Origin of the sequence: Paranoxybacillus vitaminiphilus, assembly GCF_003259935.1 — a bacterium.
Lineage (GTDB): Bacteria > Bacillota > Bacilli > Bacillales > Anoxybacillaceae > Paranoxybacillus > Paranoxybacillus vitaminiphilus.
This window is the reverse complement of record NZ_QLMH01000009.1, coordinates 48,812-70,293: the sequence shown is the minus strand read 5'-3', so window position 1 is coordinate 70,293 and position 21,482 is coordinate 48,812. Positions and strand designations below refer to the sequence as shown.

25 protein-coding genes and 1 pseudogene are annotated in these 21,482 nt (G+C 40.6%); 10 read left to right on the top strand and 16 right to left on the bottom strand.

The window, feature by feature from the left end; all coding sequences use genetic code 11:
• The first annotated feature begins 78 nt into the window (after window positions 1–78).
• Both B0I26_RS11385 and B0I26_RS11375 read left to right on the top strand, forming a co-directional pair.
• Entirely contained in the window at window positions 79–1,071 is a 993-nt protein-coding gene (locus B0I26_RS11385; RefSeq protein WP_111645558.1) for an NAD(P)/FAD-dependent oxidoreductase, read from the top strand.
• Window positions 1,072–1,603: 532 nt separating this feature from the next.
• Window positions 1,604–2,359, top strand: a pseudogene (locus B0I26_RS11375) (CAP domain-containing protein).
• A 308-nt stretch (window positions 2,360–2,667) separates the two neighbouring features.
• On the opposite strand, the gene B0I26_RS11370 reads toward B0I26_RS11375, so the two are convergent.
• Together B0I26_RS11370 and dapF are read right to left on the bottom strand one after the other, a co-directional pair.
• Window positions 2,668–3,030: a HesB/IscA family protein gene (locus B0I26_RS11370; RefSeq protein ID WP_111645556.1), complete on the bottom strand. Its 363-nt coding sequence runs from the start codon at window positions 3,028–3,030 to the stop codon at window positions 2,668–2,670.
• 64 nt (window positions 3,031–3,094) lie between these two features.
• Window positions 3,095–3,949, bottom strand: a complete 855-nt coding sequence (gene dapF, locus B0I26_RS11365) for a diaminopimelate epimerase (protein WP_111645555.1) — start codon at window positions 3,947–3,949, stop codon at window positions 3,095–3,097.
• Window positions 3,950–4,266: 317 nt separating this feature from the next.
• Here dapF and B0I26_RS11360 point away from each other — a divergent pair, with 317 nt between their 5' ends.
• Window positions 4,267–4,968 carry a DUF2225 domain-containing protein gene (locus B0I26_RS11360; RefSeq protein WP_111645554.1) on the top strand — a complete coding sequence of 234 codons (702 nt, stop codon included), beginning with the start codon at window positions 4,267–4,269 and terminating at the stop codon, window positions 4,966–4,968.
• A 117-nt stretch (window positions 4,969–5,085) separates the two neighbouring features.
• On the opposite strand, the gene B0I26_RS11355 is transcribed toward B0I26_RS11360, so the two are convergent.
• The gene (locus tag B0I26_RS11355) at window positions 5,086–5,325 is read right to left on the bottom strand and encodes a YuzB family protein (protein ID WP_111645553.1); all 240 of its coding nucleotides are present in this window, start codon (window positions 5,323–5,325) and stop codon (window positions 5,086–5,088) included.
• Between the two features lie 217 nt (window positions 5,326–5,542).
• Between B0I26_RS11355 and B0I26_RS11350 the strand changes: the two genes are divergently transcribed.
• Window positions 5,543–6,613: an NAD(P)/FAD-dependent oxidoreductase gene (locus B0I26_RS11350; protein ID WP_111645552.1), complete on the top strand. Its 1,071-nt coding sequence runs from the start codon at window positions 5,543–5,545 to the stop codon at window positions 6,611–6,613.
• Window positions 6,614–6,867: 254 nt separating this feature from the next.
• Here the strand turns inward: B0I26_RS11350 and B0I26_RS11345 are convergent, their stop codons facing one another.
• Window positions 6,868–7,194, bottom strand: a complete 327-nt coding sequence (locus B0I26_RS11345; protein ID WP_111645551.1) for a YuzD family protein — start codon at window positions 7,192–7,194, stop codon at window positions 6,868–6,870.
• A gap of 110 nt (window positions 7,195–7,304) precedes the next feature.
• Between B0I26_RS11345 and B0I26_RS11340 the strand changes: the two genes are divergently transcribed.
• The gene (locus B0I26_RS11340; RefSeq protein WP_111645550.1) at window positions 7,305–7,541 is read left to right on the top strand and encodes a NifU family protein; all 237 of its coding nucleotides are present in this window, start codon (window positions 7,305–7,307) and stop codon (window positions 7,539–7,541) included.
• 38 nt (window positions 7,542–7,579) lie between these two features.
• Here the strand turns inward: B0I26_RS11340 and thrB are convergent, their stop codons facing one another.
• From thrB to yutH, 5 genes are all read right to left on the bottom strand, one after another.
• A complete protein-coding gene (gene thrB / locus B0I26_RS11335; RefSeq protein WP_111645549.1) occupies window positions 7,580–8,494 on the bottom strand; it encodes a homoserine kinase in 915 nt (304 codons plus the stop codon).
• The gene (gene thrC, locus B0I26_RS11330) at window positions 8,491–9,552 is read right to left on the bottom strand and encodes a threonine synthase (protein ID WP_111645548.1); all 1,062 of its coding nucleotides are present in this window, start codon (window positions 9,550–9,552) and stop codon (window positions 8,491–8,493) included. The genes thrB and thrC overlap by 4 nt, the downstream gene beginning before the upstream one ends.
• The gene (locus tag B0I26_RS11325; RefSeq protein ID WP_111645611.1) at window positions 9,549–10,850 is read right to left on the bottom strand and encodes a homoserine dehydrogenase; all 1,302 of its coding nucleotides are present in this window, start codon (window positions 10,848–10,850) and stop codon (window positions 9,549–9,551) included. The genes thrC and B0I26_RS11325 overlap by 4 nt, the downstream gene beginning before the upstream one ends.
• Window positions 10,851–11,107: 257 nt before the next feature.
• A complete protein-coding gene (locus tag B0I26_RS11320; protein ID WP_111645547.1) occupies window positions 11,108–12,103 on the bottom strand; it encodes a 2-hydroxyacid dehydrogenase in 996 nt (331 codons plus the stop codon).
• A gap of 122 nt (window positions 12,104–12,225) precedes the next feature.
• Window positions 12,226–13,227 carry a spore coat putative kinase YutH gene (gene yutH, locus B0I26_RS11315; RefSeq protein ID WP_111645546.1) on the bottom strand — a complete coding sequence of 334 codons (1,002 nt, stop codon included), beginning with the start codon at window positions 13,225–13,227 and terminating at the stop codon, window positions 12,226–12,228.
• 176 nt (window positions 13,228–13,403) lie between these two features.
• Between yutH and B0I26_RS11310 the strand changes: the two genes are divergently transcribed.
• A complete protein-coding gene (locus B0I26_RS11310) occupies window positions 13,404–13,907 on the top strand; it encodes a phosphatidylglycerophosphatase A family protein (protein ID WP_111645545.1) in 504 nt (167 codons plus the stop codon).
• Between the two features lie 155 nt (window positions 13,908–14,062).
• Here B0I26_RS11310 and B0I26_RS11305 read toward each other — a convergent pair whose 3' ends face one another.
• The 3 genes from B0I26_RS11305 to B0I26_RS11295 all read right to left on the bottom strand — a co-directional run bounded on the left by B0I26_RS11305 (window position 14,063) and on the right by B0I26_RS11295 (window position 16,145).
• Complete coding sequence (locus tag B0I26_RS11305) at window positions 14,063–14,833, bottom strand: TIGR01457 family HAD-type hydrolase (RefSeq protein WP_111645544.1); 771 nt, start codon at window positions 14,831–14,833, stop codon at window positions 14,063–14,065.
• Between the two features lie 100 nt (window positions 14,834–14,933).
• Window positions 14,934–15,575 carry a helix-turn-helix transcriptional regulator gene (locus B0I26_RS11300; protein ID WP_111645543.1) on the bottom strand — a complete coding sequence of 214 codons (642 nt, stop codon included), beginning with the start codon at window positions 15,573–15,575 and terminating at the stop codon, window positions 14,934–14,936.
• A gap of 132 nt (window positions 15,576–15,707) precedes the next feature.
• On the bottom strand, window positions 15,708–16,145 hold the full coding sequence (locus B0I26_RS11295) for a DUF86 domain-containing protein (protein WP_111645542.1): 438 nt from the start codon (window positions 16,143–16,145) through the stop codon (window positions 15,708–15,710).
• Between the two features lie 138 nt (window positions 16,146–16,283).
• Between B0I26_RS11295 and B0I26_RS11290 the strand changes: the two genes are divergently transcribed.
• Window positions 16,284–16,550: a DUF3055 domain-containing protein gene (locus B0I26_RS11290; protein ID WP_111645541.1), complete on the top strand. Its 267-nt coding sequence runs from the start codon at window positions 16,284–16,286 to the stop codon at window positions 16,548–16,550.
• A gap of 49 nt (window positions 16,551–16,599) precedes the next feature.
• Complete coding sequence (locus tag B0I26_RS11285) at window positions 16,600–16,845, top strand: cytosolic protein (protein ID WP_111645540.1); 246 nt, start codon at window positions 16,600–16,602, stop codon at window positions 16,843–16,845.
• Window positions 16,846–16,901: 56 nt separating this feature from the next.
• Here B0I26_RS11285 and B0I26_RS11280 read toward each other — a convergent pair whose 3' ends face one another.
• Complete coding sequence (locus B0I26_RS11280; RefSeq protein WP_111645539.1) at window positions 16,902–17,177, bottom strand: YutD family protein; 276 nt, start codon at window positions 17,175–17,177, stop codon at window positions 16,902–16,904.
• A gap of 110 nt (window positions 17,178–17,287) precedes the next feature.
• On the opposite strand from B0I26_RS11280, the gene B0I26_RS11275 reads away from it, so the two are divergent.
• Window positions 17,288–17,986, top strand: coding sequence for a YhcN/YlaJ family sporulation lipoprotein (locus B0I26_RS11275; protein WP_111645538.1), 699 nt, complete (start codon window positions 17,288–17,290; stop codon window positions 17,984–17,986).
• Window positions 17,987–18,108: 122 nt separating this feature from the next.
• On the opposite strand, the gene lipA is transcribed toward B0I26_RS11275, so the two are convergent.
• On the bottom strand, window positions 18,109–19,011 hold the full coding sequence (lipA, locus tag B0I26_RS11270) for a lipoyl synthase (protein ID WP_111645537.1): 903 nt from the start codon (window positions 19,009–19,011) through the stop codon (window positions 18,109–18,111).
• A gap of 215 nt (window positions 19,012–19,226) precedes the next feature.
• On the opposite strand from lipA, the gene B0I26_RS11265 reads away from it, so the two are divergent.
• On the top strand, window positions 19,227–20,174 hold the full coding sequence (locus B0I26_RS11265) for a M23 family metallopeptidase (protein ID WP_220084980.1): 948 nt from the start codon (window positions 19,227–19,229) through the stop codon (window positions 20,172–20,174).
• 75 nt (window positions 20,175–20,249) lie between these two features.
• Here the strand turns inward: B0I26_RS11265 and yunB are convergent, their stop codons facing one another.
• Entirely contained in the window at window positions 20,250–20,996 is a 747-nt protein-coding gene (gene yunB / locus B0I26_RS11260) for a sporulation protein YunB (RefSeq protein ID WP_111645535.1), read from the bottom strand.
• Between the two features lie 162 nt (window positions 20,997–21,158).
• Window positions 21,159–21,461, bottom strand: coding sequence for a YunC family protein (locus B0I26_RS11255; RefSeq protein ID WP_111645534.1), 303 nt, complete (start codon window positions 21,459–21,461; stop codon window positions 21,159–21,161).
• Window positions 21,462–21,482: the final 21 nt, after the last annotated feature.

Genomic DNA, 21,482 nt, shown 5'->3' with positions numbered 1-21,482 from the left:
TGAGAAAGCGAAAAATGATGATATAATCTTTTTTACAATGCTGGCTCATCAGACAATTGATATTTAGGGGGAATTGTTGTGAAAGAAGATCAAAAAGTATATGACATTACCATTATCGGCGGCGGTCCAACGGGATTATTTACTGCTTTTTATGGCGGTATGCGTCAAGCAAGCGTTAAAATCATTGAAAGTCTTCCACAGCTGGGCGGACAACTTTCTGCGCTTTATCCGGAAAAATACATATATGACGTTGCTGGATTTCCAAAAATCCGCGCCCAAGAATTAATTGATAACCTAAAAGAACAAATGTCCAAATTCAATCCTACTGTTTGCCTAGAGCAGTCTGTGGAAAAGCTTGAAAAACTCGAAGACGGCACATTCAAGCTTATTACAAACAAAGAAATCCACTATTCAAAAGCAGTGATTATTACCGCTGGAAACGGCGCTTTCCAACCGCGCCGCCTAGAGCTTGAAAGCGCGGCACAATACGAAGGAAAAAACCTTTATTACTTTATCGATGATTTAAATAAATTTGCCGGCAAAAAAGTGCTTGTCTGCGGCGGGGGGGACTCTGCGGTAGACTGGGCATTAATGCTTGAACCGATTGCAGAAAAAGTTACAATCGTCCATCGCCGCGATAAGTTCCGCGCTCATGAACACAGTGTTGAAAACTTAATGAAATCAAGAGTAGAAGTAAAAACTCCTTTCGTGCCAGTAGAGCTTATTGGCGATGAAAACAGCATTAAACAAGTCGTATTGGAAGAAGTAAAAACAGGAACGAAGGAAACAATTGATGTTGATGCAGTCATTGTCAACTACGGCTTTGTTTCTTCTCTCGGGCCAATTAAAGAATGGGGATTAGAAATTGAAAAGAACTCGATTAAAGTCAACTCGAAAATGGAAACGAACATTCCAGGCGTCTATGCCGCTGGAGACATTTGCACATATGAAGGAAAAGTTAAATTAATTGCTTGCGGTTTCGGAGAAGCACCAACAGCGGTTAACAATGCAAAAGCGTACATCGATCCAAACGCAAAAGTACAGCCGCTGCACTCAACATCCATGTTCTAACAAGAAAAGCGGAGGCGCCGCGGTTAGCTCTCGAAGCCAAATGTTCTTCACCCGCAGAAGTGCTTGTCACTTCGAGGGGGAAGGTTATTTGGCACAGAGAGCTAGGCGCTGAAACTAGACAACCAAGAAAAGCGGAGGCGGCTTGCTTATCCCCGACACGCGCTGGAGGATCCGCGAGGAGGCTGTTGCCGCCACAGCGGAGCCGAAGCGTCGGGAGGGGATAGCCGCCGGAGCTAGACAACCAAGAAAAGCGGAGGCGGCTTGCTTATCCCCGACACGCGCTGGAGGATCCGCGAGGAGGCTGTTGCCGCCACAGCGGAGCCGAAGCGTCGGGAGGGGATAGCCGCCGGAGCTAGACAACCAAGAAAAGCGGAGGCGCGGCGATCATATTAAAAAACGAGTTGGGGATTTGCCCAACTCGTTTTTTTTTATTCTTAGACATTCCATTTATCACAGGTATTCCCATCTTTACTTTCCTTCAAAAATATAAAAACTAAGGGTGTAAAAAAATAATACATTAGGAGGCGATACGATGATAAAGAAAATGATTGGCTTTCTCGCAGCTTCTGCCCTAGTAATGGGGCTTACAGCGTGTAACACAATGGATACAGATCGCAATGACAATGATGATAATAAAAACATGGATATTTCAGCTTCGTATACATCGATATCAAGCAACAACTATCCTCATACAAGAGCAGTATTGATCCAAGATGCAAAGTACAAATTTGTTGAGGTGGACCCTAAACAAGCAGCTGAGTGGCAAGCAAGACTTCAGCAACAATGGAATCAGCAGCAAAGACAATATACACTGCCACCAAATCAAATGCAAACGCCAACACAACAGCAACCAACTCAACCTAGACAGCAGACACCAACTCAGCAACAACCAACTCAGCCTTCTGCCGGGATCAGTCAATATGCTCAACAAGTCATTGAATTAACAAACAAAGAAAGAGCTCGAGCAGGTCTTCCTGTTTTAAAAGCGGATGCTCAGCTAAGTGCTGTGGCTCAGAAAAAATCCCAGGATATGCAACAAAACCATTATTTCTCACATACAAGTCCGACTTATGGTTCTCCTTTTGATATGATGAGGAACTTTGGTGTTACCTACAAAACAGCAGGTGAAAACATTGCTCAAGGTCAACGCACCCCACAAGAGGTTGTTACAGCCTAGATGAATAGCTCTGGTCATAGAGCAAACATTTTGAATAAACAGTTTACTCACATTGGAGTAGGCTTTGAGCAAGCTGGAAACCACTGGACACAAATGTTTATCGGTAAATAATAAAAAGGGGAGCCCAAATCTCGGGCGTCCCCTCTTTTTTTCTTATTTATCTCGCTTCTTTTAAGACCATCGGTAAGAAGATCGTTATTCACAATCCTATTTTGCTAATTTTAGGGTGTTAATATGAGGCTGTCTCATGGCTGATCTCACACTCATTTCACAATATATATCCAACATTATGTCCATTGTGTTGTGGGGCCTGACCCTGGGGCTTTTGGGACAGCCTCGGATTCTCACCCGCAGCGAGACAATCGATTGAACAGAATAATTCCCGCCTCTAAAAATGTTGATATATCGCGTTTAACCGCTTAACACTCCTCCGGCGTGCCCGCATTCGTCGCTGTTCTAAAGGAGGAGCCGCAGCCACACGTAGCAATGGCGTTCGGGTTATTGATCGTAAATCCTCCACCCATTAATGATTGCTTATAATCAATAACCGTCCCCTTTAAAATCGGTGCACTTTCTTTATCAATTAAAATTTTAATGCCATATTGCTCAAACTCATGATCATCTTCATGGCGCTCGTGGTCAAATCCCATTCCATATGATAAACCGCTGCAGCCGCCGCCTTTTACACCGATGCGGAGATATGCACCTTCTTCCTCATTTTCTTTCATCATATCTTTAATTTGGAAAGCAGCTGCTTCCGTAAGAGTAATAATATCATTCATTCTCTGTTCCCTCCTTACCTTTTAGTATATATGTTTTGTCATTAACTGCTCAAATAAGATGCTATCAATAATAATAGACACCTGTACAAATCGTTTCGGCCGGCCCGGTCATTAACACGTTTCCTTTATCTGTCCATGTAATATATAAGTCACCGCCGGCCAGATGAACAACCGTCTCTTTATTTCTCGCTGTCTTTCCGTTTAGCACGGATGCGACCACTGCCGCACAGGCTCCCGTTCCACACGCCTGCGTAACGCCAGAGCCGCGCTCCCAAACACGAAAATGAAGCTCATGATCATTAACGACCTCGACAAATTCGACATTAATCCCTTCCGGAAAGCGAGCATCTTTTTCGACAATTGGTCCAAGCGTCGTCACCGGAGCTTGTTCAATATCATCTACATAAAATACAGCGTGCGGATTTCCCATCGAAACACCTGTCATTTCATACCATTCTCCGCAAAATTGCACTGGTTCCGCGACAACCTGCTCAGCTTCTTCCCCAACCATCGGAATTTCGCTTCGCTTTAAACGCGGACGTCCCATATCAACGGTCACTTTTGTCACTACATCGTTTTCGACAAAAACTTCTGCTTTTACAAGACCTGATAATGTTTCAATCAAAAACGATGTTTCTTTCACTAATTGATGCTCATATGCATACTTCGCCACACAGCGCAATCCGTTGCCGCAGTTTTTCCCTTCTGAGCCATCACTGTTGAAAATACGCATTTTCACAGGTGCTACTTCTGATGGACAAATCAAAATCATTCCGTCAGCGCCAATTCCAGTGTTGACGTTAGAAACTTGAACCGCTAACTCTGACAACAGTTCCTCCGGGATATTCTCCTCAAATAAATTGACATATATATAGCTGTTGCCTAATCCGTGCATTTTTGTGAATGAAAAGCGTCGCATTTTTTCCTCCTAGATTATATAAATTTTTTAAGTTTAGTATAAAATGTAGAAGATTAGGAAACAATGAAAATATCCCCCAATCTAAAAAGAACTGACCCATAAGTGTCTGATCTCACACGAAATCCATCATACTATTATGTGCATTATTGTGGTTGTGGGGTCTGACACTTTGCTTTTGGTCAATCCTTTTTCAGGAAAATAGATCGAATTATACTAAAAAATCTATATAATATAGTGCTATAATCACGTATTTAGCGTTATAATTATGGTATATAATATAGGATTTTATTCTTAGTTGGCGAGAGGAAGGATTTATAATGGAACATTTAGAACCGCTCTATGACCGAAAGATGACATGTTTAGTATGTAAAAACGTTTATACAACGAAAAAAATTCGCTCTCGCTTTGTCCGGGCCATTCGTCATGATACCGACTTTTGTTCTTATTACGATCCTGAAGATCTGAACCCTTTGTTTTATTATGTTAGCGTCTGCCCTCATTGCGGATTTGCAGTAACAGAAGAATTTTCTACGTATTTTCCACCTTCGACTCTTGAAACGATTCAAAAGAAAATATGCGAACAGTGGTCCGGCTTCGATTACGGCGGTAAGCGAACATTTCAAGAAGCCGTTAACACTTATAAGCTCGGCATTTATTCTGCTACACTAAAACACGAAAAACATATTACAATTGCAGGATTATATATGCGCCTGGCTTGGTTATACCGCACATATAAAATCACAGACCAAGAACAGCGCTTTATGAGACTGGCATTACAGGAATATATCACTTCCTACAGCGAAGAGGACTTTATCTATACGCATATGTCAGAAGTTCGTCTTCTTTACTTAATTGGTGAACTGAACAGGAGACTTGGCAATAACAAAGAAGCTATTTTATACTTTTCTAAAGTAATTGCTAAAAAGAAAGAAACAATTGAAAAACGAATTGTTGAAATGGCATATGAACGTTGGCAGGAAATTCGCGAACAACAGAAGCTTGTACAAAACAAGAGCTGACCCATAAGTGCTGAACTCACTCCCAATCCATCATATATCGTGCTCTTATCAAGTGTTATGCACTATATACTTTTTTGCGAGGTTCGACACTTTTTTAGGGTCAGCCTCGTTTTTTAGCTAAAACATCGGATTTTCATCTAAATATTTATAAATATTTTTCACTAAATCTTCAGGAGTTTCCCCAGTGACAATTTCCCCATTCACCATCGCATATAATGTCTGCGCACATTTTCCGCAATACCCTAAACAGCCATATTCAAGGATATCTAAATTCGGGTCTTTTTCTAATATTTCCAAAGCCTTTTGGGCCCCATTGGCCAAATTGCTAATACAAAATTCGATCATCGGCTTAATCATTTTATTTACTCACCTCACTACTGTTTATCATCGTATCCATTTTTATTTGAAACGTCAATTTTTATTATTTTTTCAACATAATTAGAGAATGATGTTATCATTTTTCGAAAAATTGTTGTTATTTTGTCACAATTTAGCTATACTTTTAGTGTCATTTTGTACACGTTTTTTTGGATATACTGCTTGATGAAAAGAAGAAAAAAGGGGAAATTCTGCCATGAGAAACCTCGTTCTGCTCGGTGGAGGATACGGAAACATGAGAATTTTGCACCGTCTTCTGCCAAACAACGTACCTGAGAACGTTCACATCACGCTTGTTGACCGTGTGCCTTATCATTGTTTAAAAACGGAATATTATGCACTTGCAGCTGGAACAATTAGCGACCATCACATTCGCGTTCCATTTCCTGAACATCCTCAATTGACCTATCGTTTCGGTGAAGTGGTAAAAATTGATCTAGAAAACCAAACTGTTCTTTTAAGCGACGAATCGACAGTTTCTTATGATGATTTGGTTATCGGTTTAGGCTGTGAAGATAAGTATCATAATGTTCCAGGTGCAGAAGAGTTCACACACAGCATCCAGTCCATTGATAAATCTCGAGCTACTTATCAAAAGCTAAATAATTTACCGCCTGGATCGATTGTCGGTATTGTCGGTGCGGGTTTAAGTGGTGTAGAACTTGCAAGCGAATTAGTCGAAAGCCGGCCGGATTTACACATTAAACTATTCGACCGCGGACAACGAATTTTATCCATGTTTCCAGAGCGGCTCAGCAACTATGTAGAAAACTGGTTTCATTCTCACGGTGTTGAAATTGTTCGTCAATCGAACATTACAAAAGTGGAAGAAAATAAGCTGTATAACCATGACGAACCGATTCATTGTGACGCCATTGTTTGGACAGCAGGAATTCAGCCAAATAAAGTCGTGCGCGAACTTAATGTCGAAAAAGATGGCCAAGGTCGTGTTGTGTTAACAAACCAGCATAATATCCCAGGCTATGAAAACGTATATGTTGTTGGCGACTGTGCAAGCTTACCGCATGCTCCAAGCGCCCAGCTCGCCGAGGGGCAAGCGGAACAAATCGTTCAAGTATTGCAGAAGCGTTGGAGAGGCGAAGAACCGCCTAGTGAGTTTCCGCCAATTAAATTAAAAGGGATACTCGGCTCTCTTGGCAAAAAACACGGCTTCGGGCTTGTCGCTGATCGTCCTATAACCGGAAGAGTACCGCGCCTTCTTAAATCAGGTGTGCTTTGGATGTACAAATACCATAACGGTTATTAATTTTAAACGAAGCAAAACACCTATAAAACCGTTGATATATCAATATTTATATGAACCTCTCCCACCTACACTCCGCTTAGAGGTGGGAAACTTCTCGGTGAACATCATGTTAAAAAATATCCGTCAAAAATCAGGCGGGAAATAGGCGGGTTTTTATCTTTTTCTCACTACTATAAAAATACATCCGGTTTATCGCTTACTTCGTCTTCTTTCACAAAAAGAGAGGCTGTCTCATATCAGCCTCTCTTTTTTCGTCACTGAGCTTTATAACCGTATTTCTCCATTTCCGCATACACATCTTTTAACTTCGGGTTTCCTTCTCCGACAATAGTCCCTGCTACTAATACGACAGGGTAAAATAAATCTTCCTCAATCACCCTTTCTGCAAACGCTTTCTTTTCTTCATCATCCGGGGGATTAAAAATGTCAATATAGGAAATAGAAAACGGCTGGTTCGGATATTTACGCTTAATTGCCGCTTCTAACCATTCGTATGTCTCTTTCGAAGAGGGTAAATGGACGCAGGAAGGGCATACTACTTCTGCGCCATATACACATATTTCCACAGGTTTTAATACCATGTTTTGTCACCATTCCTCTCAGCGCTAAAAAATTACATCATATAAACCATGTCAATAGATTTTTTTCTTTATCCTGATTATAATAAAGTTACAGAAAGGAGTCGATAAGAATGTCTGATCAAGATATTAAACAACAAGTACAAGAAGTTTTAGATAAACTTCGTCCATTTTTGCTCCGCGATGGCGGTGACTGCGAATTAGTCGATGTAGAAGACGGCGTAGTAAAATTGCGCTTGCTTGGTGCATGCGGCAGCTGCCCAAGTTCAACAATTACATTAAAAGCAGGTATCGAACGCGCACTTTTAGAAGAAGTACCTGGCATCGTCGAAGTGGAACAAGTGTTTTAACAACAGTAAAATAGGAGCAGGCCCTTCATGAGCTGCTCCTATTTTACTAACGGCATTTTATACACTCTGCTGCCGTTTGGCTCCACTGATAATAATTCAACCGAACAATCTTGAAAATGATGAGAAAGATGTTTGTGCAGTTCTTTTCCTTTTCCTGATTCAGCAAAACAAAGCACCGTTGGCCCTGCACCGCTCAAGGCGACACCGAATGCCCCATACTTTTTAGCAACGTCTTGTACGGTTTGCAATTCCGGAATAATCGCTTTGCGATATGGTTGATGGAATACATCACAATCCATCATTCTCCCCGCTAAATTCCAGTTTCCTGTCAGCAATGCAGCCACCAATACATTGCTGACTGAGCTTGCTTCAACAGCTTCATGTCGGGAAAAAGAATCAGGAAGAACACTTCTTGCCTCTGCTGTTTTTAATTCATAACTCGGGATCACGGCAACGAGATCAAAATCAAGATTATTAACATGCACAATATTTGTCTCATCTTTCCTATGACTTCCAATGACGAGCCCACCGTATAAGGAAGCTCCTACATTATCGGGATGCCCTTCAAAACAGCTGGCAAACCGCATCTTTTCCTCCATTGTAAGCGAAAGATCAGCCAGTTCATTTGCCAATTCAATGCCGGCAATGATGGCAGCGGCACTGCTTCCCAATCCGCGTGTAAACGGAATATCACTATACACATTCACTAAGCAGCATGGAAGTGTTTTTCCATATTTTTTAGCTAAATGATCCGCCACTTGAAAAACGAGATTGTCTTCACCCGTTGGAATACTTTCTACTTCTGAAGTGCAGGGCACAAATATCCACTGATCGCTTAATGTAACTTCCAACGTTAAATAGCGGGACACGGCCAAGCCAATTGAATCAAAACCAGGACCAAGGTTGGCTGTACTGGCAGGAACAACAATTTTTAACATTTCACCTTCCTTCATTGATGAACAACTCCTTGAATATGCTGAAAGAGAATTTGTTCATCATTCGGAAGAACAAGCGGTTTTATCGCAGCTGCATCCATCGCTACATTCGGGTCTTTCAAACCGTTTCCTGTTAATACAGCAACAACCGTACTTCCTTTTACAATTTCACCTGATTTTAATTGTTTTAATACACCGGCAATGGAGGCGCATGAAGCCGGCTCGGCAAATACCCCTTCTTCTCTCGCAAGAAGCTTATATGCCTCTAATATTTCTTCATCTGACACCTCATCAATTTTTCCGTTTGACTCATTTGCTGCCTGTACGGCCTTATCCCAGCTTGCCGGATTTCCGATGCGAATCGCTGTAGCAATCGTTTCTGGATTCTCAATCACTTGATTGCGGACAATCGCCGCAGCCCCTTCCGCTTCGAAGCCGCGCATTTGCGGCAGTCCTGTCTGATGTTTTTCATTATATTCTTTAAAACCTTTCCAATAAGCCGTAATATTTCCGGCGTTGCCGACCGGAATTGCAAGAATATCCGGTGCTTTGCCAAGCTGGTCGCAAATTTCAAAAGCGGCGGTTTTTTGTCCTTCGATTCGATACGGATTCACTGAGTTGACTAATGTAATCGGGGCAACTTCACTTAGGCGGCGCACCATTTTTAATGCTTCATCAAAATTCCCTTGAATCGCAAAAATCTGCGCTCCGTACATCACTGCCTGAGCCAGCTTGCCCATCGCAATTTTCCCGTCAGGAATGACAACCATACAGCGCAAGCCGGCACGCGCTGCATACGCAGCAGCGGCCGCTGACGTATTGCCTGTCGACGCGCAAATAATGGTGCTGCTTCCTTCCTCTTTCGCTTTAGCGACCGCCATCACCATGCCTCGATCTTTAAAAGAGCCTGTCGGATTCGCTCCCTCTACTTTTACATATAAATCAATTCCCAATTTTTCCGACAAATTTTCTAAGCGAATCAGAGGGGTATTGCCTTCATTTAACGAAATCATCGGTGTTTTTTCCGTAACCGGCAAATAGTCACGATAATGATACAAAAGCCCTCTCCACATCATAACTGCCCGTCTCCTTCAACGCGATATGAACTTTTCACTTCATGAACAACTTCTAAATCGCGCAATTTTTGAAAAATTTCCTCATAATCTTGAAGTGATGCCTTGTGTGTAACAACAACAATCTCAGCAAGCTCGCTGTTTTTTAAAGGAAGCTGCAAAATCTTCTCAAAGCTGACTCCGTGCTCTGCAAAAATCGCTGTAATTTTCGCAAACGCTCCGACTTGATCTTTTACATGGATACGCAAGAAATATTTAGAAAAAATTTCACAAGGCGACTTCAATCGTTTAGGATACTGAGGAGTAACAGCGCTTCTGCCGTTAACCCCTAATCTCATGTTTTTCATCACCGCTACTAAATCGGACACAACCGCTGTCGCTGTCGGAAGGCTTCCTGCTCCCGGCCCGTAAAACATCGTTTCGCCGACCGCTTCTCCGTAGACATAAACCGCATTATATTCATCATTGACCGATGCAAGCGGATGCGAATCAGGCAGTAACGTCGGCTGGACGCTTACTTCGACTTTATCCCCATCGCGATGAGCAATACCAATCAGTTTCATTGTATAACCAAGACGTTTGCTATAATTGAGATCTTCCTCGGTAATTCCCGTAATCCCTTTTACTTGTACATCATCTAAATCGATGTTCATTGAAAACCCTAATCGCGCTAAAATCGCCATTTTTCTCGCTGCATCTAATCCTTCTACGTCAGATGTCGGATCCGCTTCCGCATAACCGAGCGCCTGCGCTTCAGCCAATACTTCTTCATAAGGCGCTCCGTATTTGCTCATTTTCGTTAAAATAAAATTCGTCGTTCCATTGACAATTCCCATCATTTTCGTAATCCGGTCTGAAGCTAACCCATCGACAAGGCTTCGCAAAATCGGAATACCGCCCGCTACGCTTGCCTCATAAAATAAATCACAGTGATTCTCCGAGGCAACCGCTAAAAGCTCTGAACCATATAATGCCATTAAATCTTTATTGGCTGTAACAACATGCTTGCCATTTCTTAACGCATTTAAAAGATAGCGTCTTGTTTCTTCAACGCCCCCCATCACTTCAATAACAACATCGATTTCCGGATCATGAATCACTTCATTCACATCTGTCGTCAATAAATGAGTATCGATTTTCACACTGCGTTCCTTATATAAATCTCTTACAAGAACTTTTTTTATTTTCACGGGACAGCCGACTTGATGTCTTAATTTGTCTTGATGATTCTCGATAATTTTTACAACTCCGCTGCCGACCGTTCCTAATCCTAACAGACCAACTGAAATCGGTTTTTCCACTTTCCTCACCCTTTGTGTGTTTTCTGTATAAACAATTGTATTTTTATAGTAGACATTATAATGGATGATTGTTTTCTTTACAATCATTATTTTTACTATCTTATATCCTGAAAACGCTTAACATCAAGTTAATTCTGAATTATTAAAATAAAAAATTTTTTTATTAAAATAAAAAGGTCTGACCAAAAAGAAAGTGTCAGACCCTGCAATCATGATAAAACCTAACAACAGATAATATACCGAGTCAAGTCGAGCCGTTAACAACGCTTCGTTTCGCATAGCCATTCTTTGTTTACCAATGTTTCCGGCTTTTCACCATTTAGCACTGACGTAATGTTTCGGCAGCATAATTCCATCATCGCAAAACGGGTCTCCATGCTTGCGCTTCCGATATGCGGCAAGGCGACCACATTTTTCAATGTTAATAGCGGATGGGTTGCATCAATTGGTTCTTTATAAAAGACATCTAAACCAGCTCCGGCAATTTCCCCGTTGACAAGCGCTTCATATAACGCATCTTCATCAACAACAGGGCCGCGTGAAACATTAACAAAAATCGCCGTTTTCTTCATTTTCTTAAATGCTTCTTTGTCAAACAAATGATGCGTTTCGTCCGTTAATGGGGTTAAACATACAACAAAATCGGATTGTTTTAATAACTCGTCAAATGAACAGTATGTAGCTCCAAGCATTTGTGCTGCTTCTTCATTTCTTGAACGGTTATGATAAAGAATGTTCATGTCAAAGCCTGTCGCCCGTTTTGCAACCGCCTGCCCAATTTTCCCCATGCCAACAATGCCGATTGTTTTATGATGCACATCATAGCCTGCTAAAAGAAGCGGACTCCAGCTTTTCCACTCTCCGGCTTTAACAAACTCAGCCGCTTCAACGAGACGGCGGGCCGTAGCTAGCAATAAAGCAAATGTTAAATCTGCGGTCGTATCCGTTAAGATGTCAGGTGTATTGCAAACAGCGATTCTCCGCTCAGTCGCAAACGGAATATCAATATTATCAAAGCCAACTGCTAAGTTGGCGATGATTTTCAGATTTTGTCCGGCTTCTATGACTTCTTTGTCAATGCAGTCCGACAGCATCGTCAATAGCGCATCCGCTTTTTTCGCTTCTTCTAACAACACTTCACGGGTAACGGGCACATCTTCGTACGGCCACATTTTTACTTCAGCAAATGACAGCAAGCGTTCAATGACGGTGTCCGGCAATTTTCTTGTAACGAAAATGTATGGCTTATTCATGAGTAGGACCCCTTTCAAAAGTTAAATTATTTCTATACTAGCATAGAAAAATTTCCATCTTTTTTCAAACAAAAATAAATCCGGATAGACTCCCTCTAATGCTATCCTCTTGAGGAAACCAATCACGAAAATGACAGCCATTTCATTTTTGGCAAGCTAAACCTATTTGCCGGAAGCTCTACTAAATCATAAAAATTTCCTAAAAACTGTTCATATTCTCCGGATTGATTTAATAGATGCGACAATTTTTCCTCATACATTTTTTTCTGCTCTTCCTCCCGCGCTAAATAGTATCCTTCAATACATTCAAAATAATGAAGCGGAAACAACAACCGGGAATAAATAAGCCGCCAAGAAAAAGTGGTAAGCGGTGTGATCCTTTGATATTCTGTGAAAAAGCTTTTCATTTTCTCCGCTGTCAGCAATCGATTCGTATGATAAAAATAGCGGACCCATTCGGCAAGGTCACGGGAGCAATGGTCATATACCCATTCCGTCGGCAGCTTTGCTCCCTGCCGCCACAACCGTTCTGTAAACCGCTGATGACAAATTGTCGCACAATCAACGGTATACGGCTCGTCATCCAATTCAGTATCAACTAAATATTGAATCGCATTTTCCGTCAATCCTAAATAGTAAGGAAAGGAGTCAACAAACATTCGTTCAAACTCATTTTCTGGATGCATTTGCACTTTGCTGCGCCAAAACATTTCCATCTGGTCTAACCTTTTTCCCCATAAATCTTTCCATTGACCGATTCGCTTACAATAATTTACATAATATGGATAAGTCCGGCCGCGCTGATGAAATTTTGCCAGTTCTTTTCCTATGTTGATTGTTCTTGTATATGGCTGAATATGGCTGCGTAAAATAACAATTGGCTGTTCATGAATGCGGGCAATGATCGTTCCTGCTCTCGTTGGAACAAAGGAAGCAACTGCGGCATCTCCTTTTGCTAACATATATGAACTCATCTGCTGTAATTCCATCATTTCTCCTTCTGTTATATTGATTGCCGGCACAATAAAATACAAATAATTTTGAATGATAAATGTGTCATAACCGTCAACGTTTTCAATTTTATCCGTTCTTAATCCGTATTTTTCATAAATTTGTTTTTGCATCTTTTCCGTCCCCCCTCTATGAAAAATATATGTAGATATTCAACAAAAAATCTGCATAAAGTTCTAAAGAGGGGCAATGATGAAAAAGAAAAATCATTAAAAAATCACATTTCTATCTTGACAAACATAAATATATATCTAAAAAGTTTTTACTTTAGAAGAAATAGGTGACGACGATGAGCGAAGAGAAAAGAATCATGAGCAAAATCGAGCAAGCAGCACGAAAACGGCTTGAGGAGCGCGGGGTTACCATTGAAGATATTGCGGAACTAGTGTACTATTTGCAGTCAAAATATCATCCTAACTTGCAAATAGAAGAATGTATTCATAATGTTAATCGCGTGATCGCTAAACGCGAAGTACAAAACGCCATTTTGACAGGAATTCAGCTTGACAAATTAGCGGAAAACGGAATGTTGGATGAGCCGCTGCAAACAACAATCAAAAGCGACGAAGGGCTATATGGAATAGATGAAATTTTAGCCTTATCGATTGTAAACATCTACGGTTCCATTGGTTTTACAAACTATGGTTATATTGATAAAGAAAAGCCGGGCATCTTAAAACACTTAAATGATAAATCAAGCGGCCAATGTCATACATTCTTAGATGATATTGTCGGAGCAATCGCCGCTGCTGCTTCAAGCCGGCTTGCTCACCGCGCCGCTAATACAGAATAATCAGGGGTAATGAATTTCATGATTTTAGGAGGCTGATGCATAAATGTCTAACCTTACGCACATTCGACAATATATAGTTTGTCCTATATATTGCGTTGTGGGGGGTGACAGTTTTCTGTTTTAGTCAGCCTCCTTTTGCGTTGCAGGATGTTGACTTAAATGCGATCCATCCACTCTTTTAATGAATCAACCGCATATGTCGGCTGTTTTTCATATTTCTTTAGCAATTCTTTTGTTGTTACTCCTGTATGAACGAGCAATGTATCCATCCCGGCGTTCATTCCGGCCATAATATCTGTATCATAATAATCGCCAATCATTAACGTATCTTCCCGGGGAACTCCTAAAACTTTCAAAGCTTGTTCCATAATGATTTTTTCCGGCTTGCCGATAAAGATTGGGTTTACTTGTGTCGATACGGCGACAACAGAAGTTAATGAGCCATTACCAGGCAGCAACCCTCTTTCTGTTGGAATGGCAATATCTCCGTTCGTCGAAATAAAAGTTGCCCCGTTGCGGACAGCCAAACAAGCAATCGCTAATTTCTCATAGTTAATGCTGCGGTCGATTCCCATGACGACAAATTCTGCGTTTTCTTCGGCAAACGTAAACCCTTTTTCCTCTAAAGCGGTACGAATGCCTTCTTCACCAATGACATAAACAGAAGCATTTGGTTTTCGTTCGAAAATATAATTAGCTGTTGCCTGACTTGTTGTAAATACTTGCTCTTTTGTTGCCGGAATCCCGAAGTTCTCCAGTTTTTTTGCGACTTGTTCTGGTGTGCGTGAGGAGTTATTGGTAACAAATAAATAAGGAATGTCTCGTTTATGCAATTCCTTAACAAAATCACGCGCTTCCGCAATACATTCCGTTCCGCGATACATCGTACCGTCTAAATCGATTAAATAGCCTTTGTACTTTTTCATTCCTATACACTCCTTTATGATGCCTACACGTGAAAAACTGTATCGTATGTTTTATTCATTGTCAAAAACAAAACGCTTCCTGCTCGGGAAAGCGTTTTGTTTATTCAGCATAATCGTGTTTCTTGATTTCGTAATAACAAACATTGTCGCCTTTTGCCATGCAAGCTTGTGACGTCACTTTTGGAGTTCCTAACAATTGCTGAAACAATTGCAACTCACAATCACAGGCAACTTGATAATCTTTAGCTACTTCGGCAATCGGACAATGATGTTCAATGAAATGATACGTGCCGTCTTCATCTTTTTTCAGCTCTGTCATATAGCCGTGTTTATTTTGAATATGGGCTAATTCAACCATTTTTTCATCAAATGATTTATTTGCAAACTGTTCCTCATACATTTGTTTCATGCGCTCTTTCCTGTTTTGAAACAATTTCTCTACTGTTTCTCGTCCTGCCACAGATTCAATATCCTTTAAAAAATCGAGAGCGATTTGCTTATAGTTTTGCGGAAATAGCTCTTCTCCCTTTTCTGATAATTCATAAACGTTCATCGGGCGCCCCATCGCTTGACGAACAAGTGTTGTCCGTACTAATTGATCGCGTTCTAGCGTATTTAAATGACGGCGCACCGCCATTTCTGTAATTCCCAGCTGCTTGGCCATCTCACTGACCGTTAAGCGTTTTTGAAATTTTAACATGTTTACAATTTCCTGTTTTGTTGAAGAGGACTTATGATTCATTTACCTTCACCATCCTCTTCTTATTTTATATGATCTACAGCAATGAAACAATTTTTAACATGTTCACCGAGAAGTCTCCCACCTCTAAACAATGTGTAGGTGGGAGAGGTTCATACAAAATGGTTTCATAAGTTAGTTACGGAAGGCTGAAACCGGACCGAGTTCATTTCGCAAATAGTCACGAATCGCCGTTGGATACACTTCTAATGCTGTAAAGTGTTTCGTTAACGTTTCCAATAATTCTTGGTGATTGATATTTGTATATTTTTGCACAAGCACTTTTCGATATTGAATAATGGCTTTTAAACCTTGTGCATGGTCCTCAGTAATTACTTTTTCATCCGTTAAAATATCAATAATATCTTCGTAACTTCCCGGGTCACGCATAATAAATCCATCAATCATCGCATTTCCAACATCGAGCACTGCTTCAATGAACAGGTGAGCAATACGCTCAAGAGCTAATTGTTCAAATTCGGATTCCCATGTTTGCCGTTGTTTAAAAATGTGCATTAATTTTTCCATGTACTGCAATGTTTCTTCAATTTTTTGCCGATCGACAAAATACATCCCCTTGTGCTCCTTTCTTATCTCCATTTGCAATATATATTTTATCACATATTGACAATAGTTCTGTTTCTTTGTTGCAGACATAGGCAAAAACGTTTGATATGATGGAGATATTGAAAATAATGGAGGTGTTTATGTATGGGAGAAAGATTTTTCCTTTATGATGATACAGTGGAAACAAAAACGCGGTTTGTCAGCTTTATGGGGGAAAATCAACGATTTGATTTGGCAATTATGCAAACAGACCGTTTTTACGGAAAATATTTAGTGTTAGACTTGCAAAGCAATCGATTTGCCATTATCGGGCAAGATGACTTAGATGAACCAGGATATTTAGAATATGCTTACAATTTAAGCGAAGAAGATGCCAATGATTTACGTTCATTTTTAAACGAATTTATTTAATATCCTCTCTTCCTTGCGGGGAAATTATAAGCGAGGAAGGTGATGAACCATGAAAGATGAAGAAAAATACAGTGACTTTTCCAATGTGGAAGCAATACGCAATTTTCTTATACCAGAATCACTGCCGGAAGGCGCATACGGCTCTCCACGCGGAAAAACAGAGCCTGTCGAAAATAAAAGCACTCCCTGGAAAAAAGGGCAGCGCTACCATAGTGCATTTAACTATGAATACAAAGCATTCCATCAAGACATTCCAAGACAAGACCCTGGGGCGCATCCGCCACACGATGAGTAAGGGGTCAGACCTCCACTCCATTAACGCTTTAAATTAGTGGGGGTCAGACCCCAAGTTTATTTTTTTACTTTGCGCAAAACAAAGTAAGCACAGCCGAAATTGCAGTATTCGTACAAATATTCTGATAATGTGCTTATTTTTGTGTCGTATGTCGCTTTTTGATTATGGTCGTCAAAAAAACCTCTCAGCCGTAACTGATTATATCCCCAATCGCCAACAATGTAATCATATTTGCTTAAAATATCGGCATAACGTGCGCGAAATGCCTCTTCATTAAACCCATTTTTCACATTTTCTATCAATTCATAACATATATTGTTAATGCAAATCATCCCACTCACCTCTTCTTCCTCTTTAATCATAAATGATGAAACATTCCCAATCAATTACTGTTATCAAATATTTTAAAGTTAGCCATTCTGAAAGTGAGGGGGTGTTAAAGTTGAAAAAGACGTTACTTGTGTTATCGATGAGTGCAACAATGTCATTGTTCGGCTGTGCACAGATGGCGGAAAATAATAATGATGAGCTGTTTGAACGCAGCGGCAATACGATTAATGTAACCGATCGCAATGAGTTATATAATGATGACGGCGTACGAAACGGCAATGATTCACGCATGACGAACTTTGGCTATGTGCGTCATCAAAAAAGCCCGATTCCTGGGGATAGGAACAACTACGCAAATATGCCTGCATTAAACCGTGAACGAACCGCTGATTTAATCAGCAAGTTATGTACACAATTGCCAAATGTCAATGATGTAGCAACGCTTGTCACAGATGAAGAAGTGTTAATTGCGTACGATACGGATACAAAAAACCGTTTTAAAACAGCAGACCAAGTAAAGAAAACCGCTCTTTCTGCTGTCCCGCGTTATTACCATGTGTATGTTGCCGATAATCCGCGCATGATCAAAGAAATTGAACGTTACGGCAACTTAGATTCAAATAGCAGAAACATTGATCAAATCATCGATACGACTATTAAAGAAATGCTAAAGTATCCGCAAGGCCGCAAACTAAATGATGGCGAAAACGCAAACGGAGAAATGATAAACGAAATGAATGACCGTATCGATCGTGACTTTAATGATGGTTCACCTAAACGCACTACTCCACAGCAAACAATGACAAGATAAAAAATGAAAAACAGAGAGCTGACCCATAAGTGTCCGACCTCACATACCTTTCGCAATATACAGTCCTATATATTGTGCTGTGGGGTTTGGCACTTTATTTTTAGGTCAGTCTCCTGTTTTATTTATGCTTTTTCATTCATCTGTTTTTGCTTCGCCGCAGCATTTACTTGCTCATCAGCATGATAAGAAGAGCGAACGAGAGGTCCTGCCTCACAATGGCTGAATCCTTTACTTAAAGCAATTTCTTTTAGCTCCATAAACTCATGCGGATGATAATATTTTTCTACTTTTAAATGTTTTTTTGTCGGTTGTAAATATTGTCCAATTGTTAAAATGTCAACATGATTCGCCCGCAAATCGTCCATCGTTTCTAAAATTTCTTCTTTCGTTTCTCCCAGTCCAATCATAATGCTTGATTTTGTCGGAATATCCGGTTGCAGTTCTTTAGCGCGGCGCAAAAATTCAAGTGAACGTTCGTATGTTGCACGGGCGCGAACTCTTGGAGTAAGACGGCGAACCGTCTCAATATTGTGATTTAAAATATCCGGTCTTGCATCCATTAAAATCTTTAAGTTTTCATAAACGCCGCCCATGTCGGAAGGAAGCACCTCAATCGTTGTAAACGGATTTTTGCGGCGAATCGCACGTACTGTTTCTGCAAAAACAGCCGCTCCCCCATCTTTTAAATCGTCGCGGGCAACTGCTGTCACGACAACATGCTTTAAGTTCATTAAGCGCACAGAATCGGCAACGCGCTCCGGCTCCTGCCAATCAAGCTCCGTCGGCAATCCTGTTTTTACCGCGCAAAAGCGGCACGCCCGCGTACAAACATCCCCTAGAATCATAAATGTCGCTGTTCTTCTGACCGCCCAGCATTCATGAATGTTCGGACATTTCGCTTCTTCACATACAGTATGCAGCTGTTTTTCGCGCATCATTTTCTTTAAACCGATATAATTTTCGTTTGTATTTAGTTTTATTTTCAACCATTCCGGCTTGCGAACATGTTCTTCTTTCGTTGCCATTTATCTCACTCCACTGTAATAGTTTCATATCAAGATGATTGTAACATAAACAACGATATCGTAAAAATTTTTTGCCGAAACAAACTCCTTTCACATAATTACCAACTATTATCAATTATGAAAAATGAACAATCTTCTTAAACTAAAAGCATGAAAATCGGCCGAAAGGAGTAAAAACCGTGCATAAATTGTTTGCTCTTATTACCAGCATAACAATGTTTTTCCCTGCTTTTGCGCAGGCAAAGGAAGAGCAAGATGTTATTTATGAAAAACGAATGGAGCTTTACAAAAAAGCGGAAACGGTTTCGCTTATTCCGTGGTACTACTTTGCAGCCATCGACCAATATGAGCGAAACATCCGCCAAGTGCGCCGCGATATCCCCAAAGCGGAAGGCGTACTTGGAATTTATATAAAGCCGCAAATATGGGCAGGACCGCTCAATAAGGACAAAAATGACACAAATCCCTTTACGATTTCACAATTCGGCGGGCTTGGAATAGATGGGAACGGTGACGGTATGGCTGATCGCAACGATGATGAAGATGTCATTTTTGCCATCGCCCGTTATCTTCAATCTTACGGCACCGACCATGAACATATAAAAATCGCATTATGGGACTATTATCAGCGAAGCAAAACGGTCGATTTAATATTAGGAAAAGGAAGAATTTATAAGAAATATGGAACATTGAAGTTAGATGAACACGCTTTTCCTCTCCCGCTTTATGCGAATTACAGTTATAAAAATACATGGGGGGATGCAAGAGGCTGGGGCGGAAGACGAATTCACGAAGGAACCGATATATTTGCTGGTTATGGAGTACCCGTCCGTTCGACTTGCTATGGCATTGTTGAGTTAAAAGGTTGGAATAAATATGGCGGTTGGCGTATTGGTATTCGTGATATTAACAATACGTATCATTATTTTGCTCATTTAAATGGCTTTGCGAGCTATTTGCGTGAAGGACAGATTGTTGAGCCGGGAATGATTATCGGCTCGGTTGGAAGCTCCGGTTATGGTCCACCAGGTACATCCGGAAAATTCCCGCCGCACCTTCATTATGGCATGTATAAAGATAACGGCTATACAGAATGGTCATTTGATCCATATCCTCATTTAAAGTATTGGGAACGGGAGGAAAAATGGAAAAAACGAAAATGAGGCTGACCGCAAGCCAGCCTCATTAAAGTTCCCTTTTATTCATAAAGAAAAAATGATTGTGCATAAGTAACCCTGTTAATCCACTGGAACTTCAAATGAAGGATTAACATTGCCGCCATTGTTATAAAAGTTTGGCACTTCGCCTGAAATAACCTGCATCCCTATAGGAATATTGCTTGATACGTTCGCTGTTTTCGTCGCAAATGGAATAACGACTTGAACATTTACTTCAATTTCTATAAACACTTTCACTAATGCATTATTAATTCCAAACGGCTCAATTTTCTCTTTTACATCTGAAGCAACATTGCCAATGATGTAAAACCGCACGGGAATGCGGGGACCAAGGTTTCCAAGCAGCGTGTTGTTTGTTGCTTGACCTAACGGAATATAATAAATAATTCCTCTTTCTTCCGGTTTCGTTTCTTTATCATAAAATTCTAATTCACTCAAATTCCCATCCATTGCGGCTTTTAAACTTCTTTCCACACTATCATTCGTTTTTGCAAGCACCTGTTGAACAACGGCAGCATCAAAATCAATAAACGAAATTTTTCCGTATTCATCCTTTTCCACCTTAATTAAGTTATTCATATTAATATCGCCATTGAGAATTTGTTGATCAACAGATCGGTTAATGATAAGGTTTGCAATCCGCTTTGTTTCTTTTTCAGCAATCTCCATCAATGTTGGCTCAATTCCTTTATTAATAATCCAAATGCTGATTGCTGTCGATAAAATAAAAAATACAAACGTCAACAAAAATACATAACGAAAAGGTAAAGGTCCTGCCCTCCTCATGCGACTGGGAAACTTAGCCAATAAAAATCCCCCCTTTACAAGCTATATGTATGCCGTAAAGAGAGGACATAGCGCAATTTATCGTATAATTTTCTTATATTTGCTGCTATTGTTGTTTCACAGTTCTTATTTTTAATTCCTCTAATTCGTTCGGAAGGAGCTGCAGCAAATAGATCTTTCAAATTATATCATTTTTAGTAATGCATCTTTCCCTTTTGTACCAACTGTAATGCCCAGTTCCTCAGCGGCAATCGTCACCGACTCAAGCGGAGCTTCCAGCAGCTGCTCAATGGTGCGAACTCCGACAGCTCTGCCGGCAATGATGCCCCGGCTTTTTAGCTTTTCATTTAACAGTCCTACATCCAAGGCTCCGCACATAATATAGCCTTTGTCACCAGCAACCGCTAACAAATTCGTTTTCGGCAGTTGAACAGAAATGGCGATAAATGGGTGATTTTCAATAAAGACCGGCGTTACGATAACCATTTCCCCACGCTCCTTTCCTCT

Bases quoted from the DNA above. Each gene is read 5' to 3' on its own strand.
- B0I26_RS11370 (WP_111645556.1), bottom strand. From the start codon at position 3,030: ATGAATGATATTATTACTCTTACGGAAGCAGCTGCTTTCCAAATTAAA.
- dapF (WP_111645555.1), bottom strand. From the start codon at position 3,949: ATGCGACGCTTTTCATTCACAAAAATGCACGGATTAGGCAACAGCTAT.
- B0I26_RS11360 (WP_111645554.1), top strand. From the start codon at position 4,267: ATGGAACATTTAGAACCGCTCTATGACCGAAAGATGACATGTTTAGTA.
- B0I26_RS11355 (WP_111645553.1), bottom strand. From the start codon at position 5,325: ATGATTAAGCCGATGATCGAATTTTGTATTAGCAATTTGGCCAATGGG.
- B0I26_RS11350 (WP_111645552.1), top strand. From the start codon at position 5,543: ATGAGAAACCTCGTTCTGCTCGGTGGAGGATACGGAAACATGAGAATT.
- B0I26_RS11345 (WP_111645551.1), bottom strand. From the start codon at position 7,194: ATGGTATTAAAACCTGTGGAAATATGTGTATATGGCGCAGAAGTAGTA.
- B0I26_RS11340 (WP_111645550.1), top strand. From the start codon at position 7,305: ATGTCTGATCAAGATATTAAACAACAAGTACAAGAAGTTTTAGATAAA.
- thrB (WP_111645549.1), bottom strand. From the start codon at position 8,494: ATGAAGGAAGGTGAAATGTTAAAAATTGTTGTTCCTGCCAGTACAGCC.
- thrC (WP_111645548.1), bottom strand. From the start codon at position 9,552: ATGATGTGGAGAGGGCTTTTGTATCATTATCGTGACTATTTGCCGGTT.
- B0I26_RS11320 (WP_111645547.1), bottom strand. From the start codon at position 12,103: ATGAATAAGCCATACATTTTCGTTACAAGAAAATTGCCGGACACCGTC.
- yutH (WP_111645546.1), bottom strand. From the start codon at position 13,227: ATGCAAAAACAAATTTATGAAAAATACGGATTAAGAACGGATAAAATT.
- B0I26_RS11310 (WP_111645545.1), top strand. From the start codon at position 13,404: ATGAGCGAAGAGAAAAGAATCATGAGCAAAATCGAGCAAGCAGCACGA.
- B0I26_RS11305 (WP_111645544.1), bottom strand. From the start codon at position 14,833: ATGAAAAAGTACAAAGGCTATTTAATCGATTTAGACGGTACGATGTAT.
- B0I26_RS11300 (WP_111645543.1), bottom strand. From the start codon at position 15,575: ATGAATCATAAGTCCTCTTCAACAAAACAGGAAATTGTAAACATGTTA.
- B0I26_RS11295 (WP_111645542.1), bottom strand. From the start codon at position 16,145: ATGTATTTTGTCGATCGGCAAAAAATTGAAGAAACATTGCAGTACATG.
- B0I26_RS11290 (WP_111645541.1), top strand. From the start codon at position 16,284: ATGGGAGAAAGATTTTTCCTTTATGATGATACAGTGGAAACAAAAACG.
- B0I26_RS11285 (WP_111645540.1), top strand. From the start codon at position 16,600: ATGAAAGATGAAGAAAAATACAGTGACTTTTCCAATGTGGAAGCAATA.
- B0I26_RS11280 (WP_111645539.1), bottom strand. From the start codon at position 17,177: ATGATTTGCATTAACAATATATGTTATGAATTGATAGAAAATGTGAAA.
- lipA (WP_111645537.1), bottom strand. From the start codon at position 19,011: ATGGCAACGAAAGAAGAACATGTTCGCAAGCCGGAATGGTTGAAAATA.
- B0I26_RS11265 (WP_220084980.1), top strand. From the start codon at position 19,227: ATGTTTTTCCCTGCTTTTGCGCAGGCAAAGGAAGAGCAAGATGTTATT.
- B0I26_RS11255 (WP_111645534.1), bottom strand. From the start codon at position 21,461: ATGGTTATCGTAACGCCGGTCTTTATTGAAAATCACCCATTTATCGCC.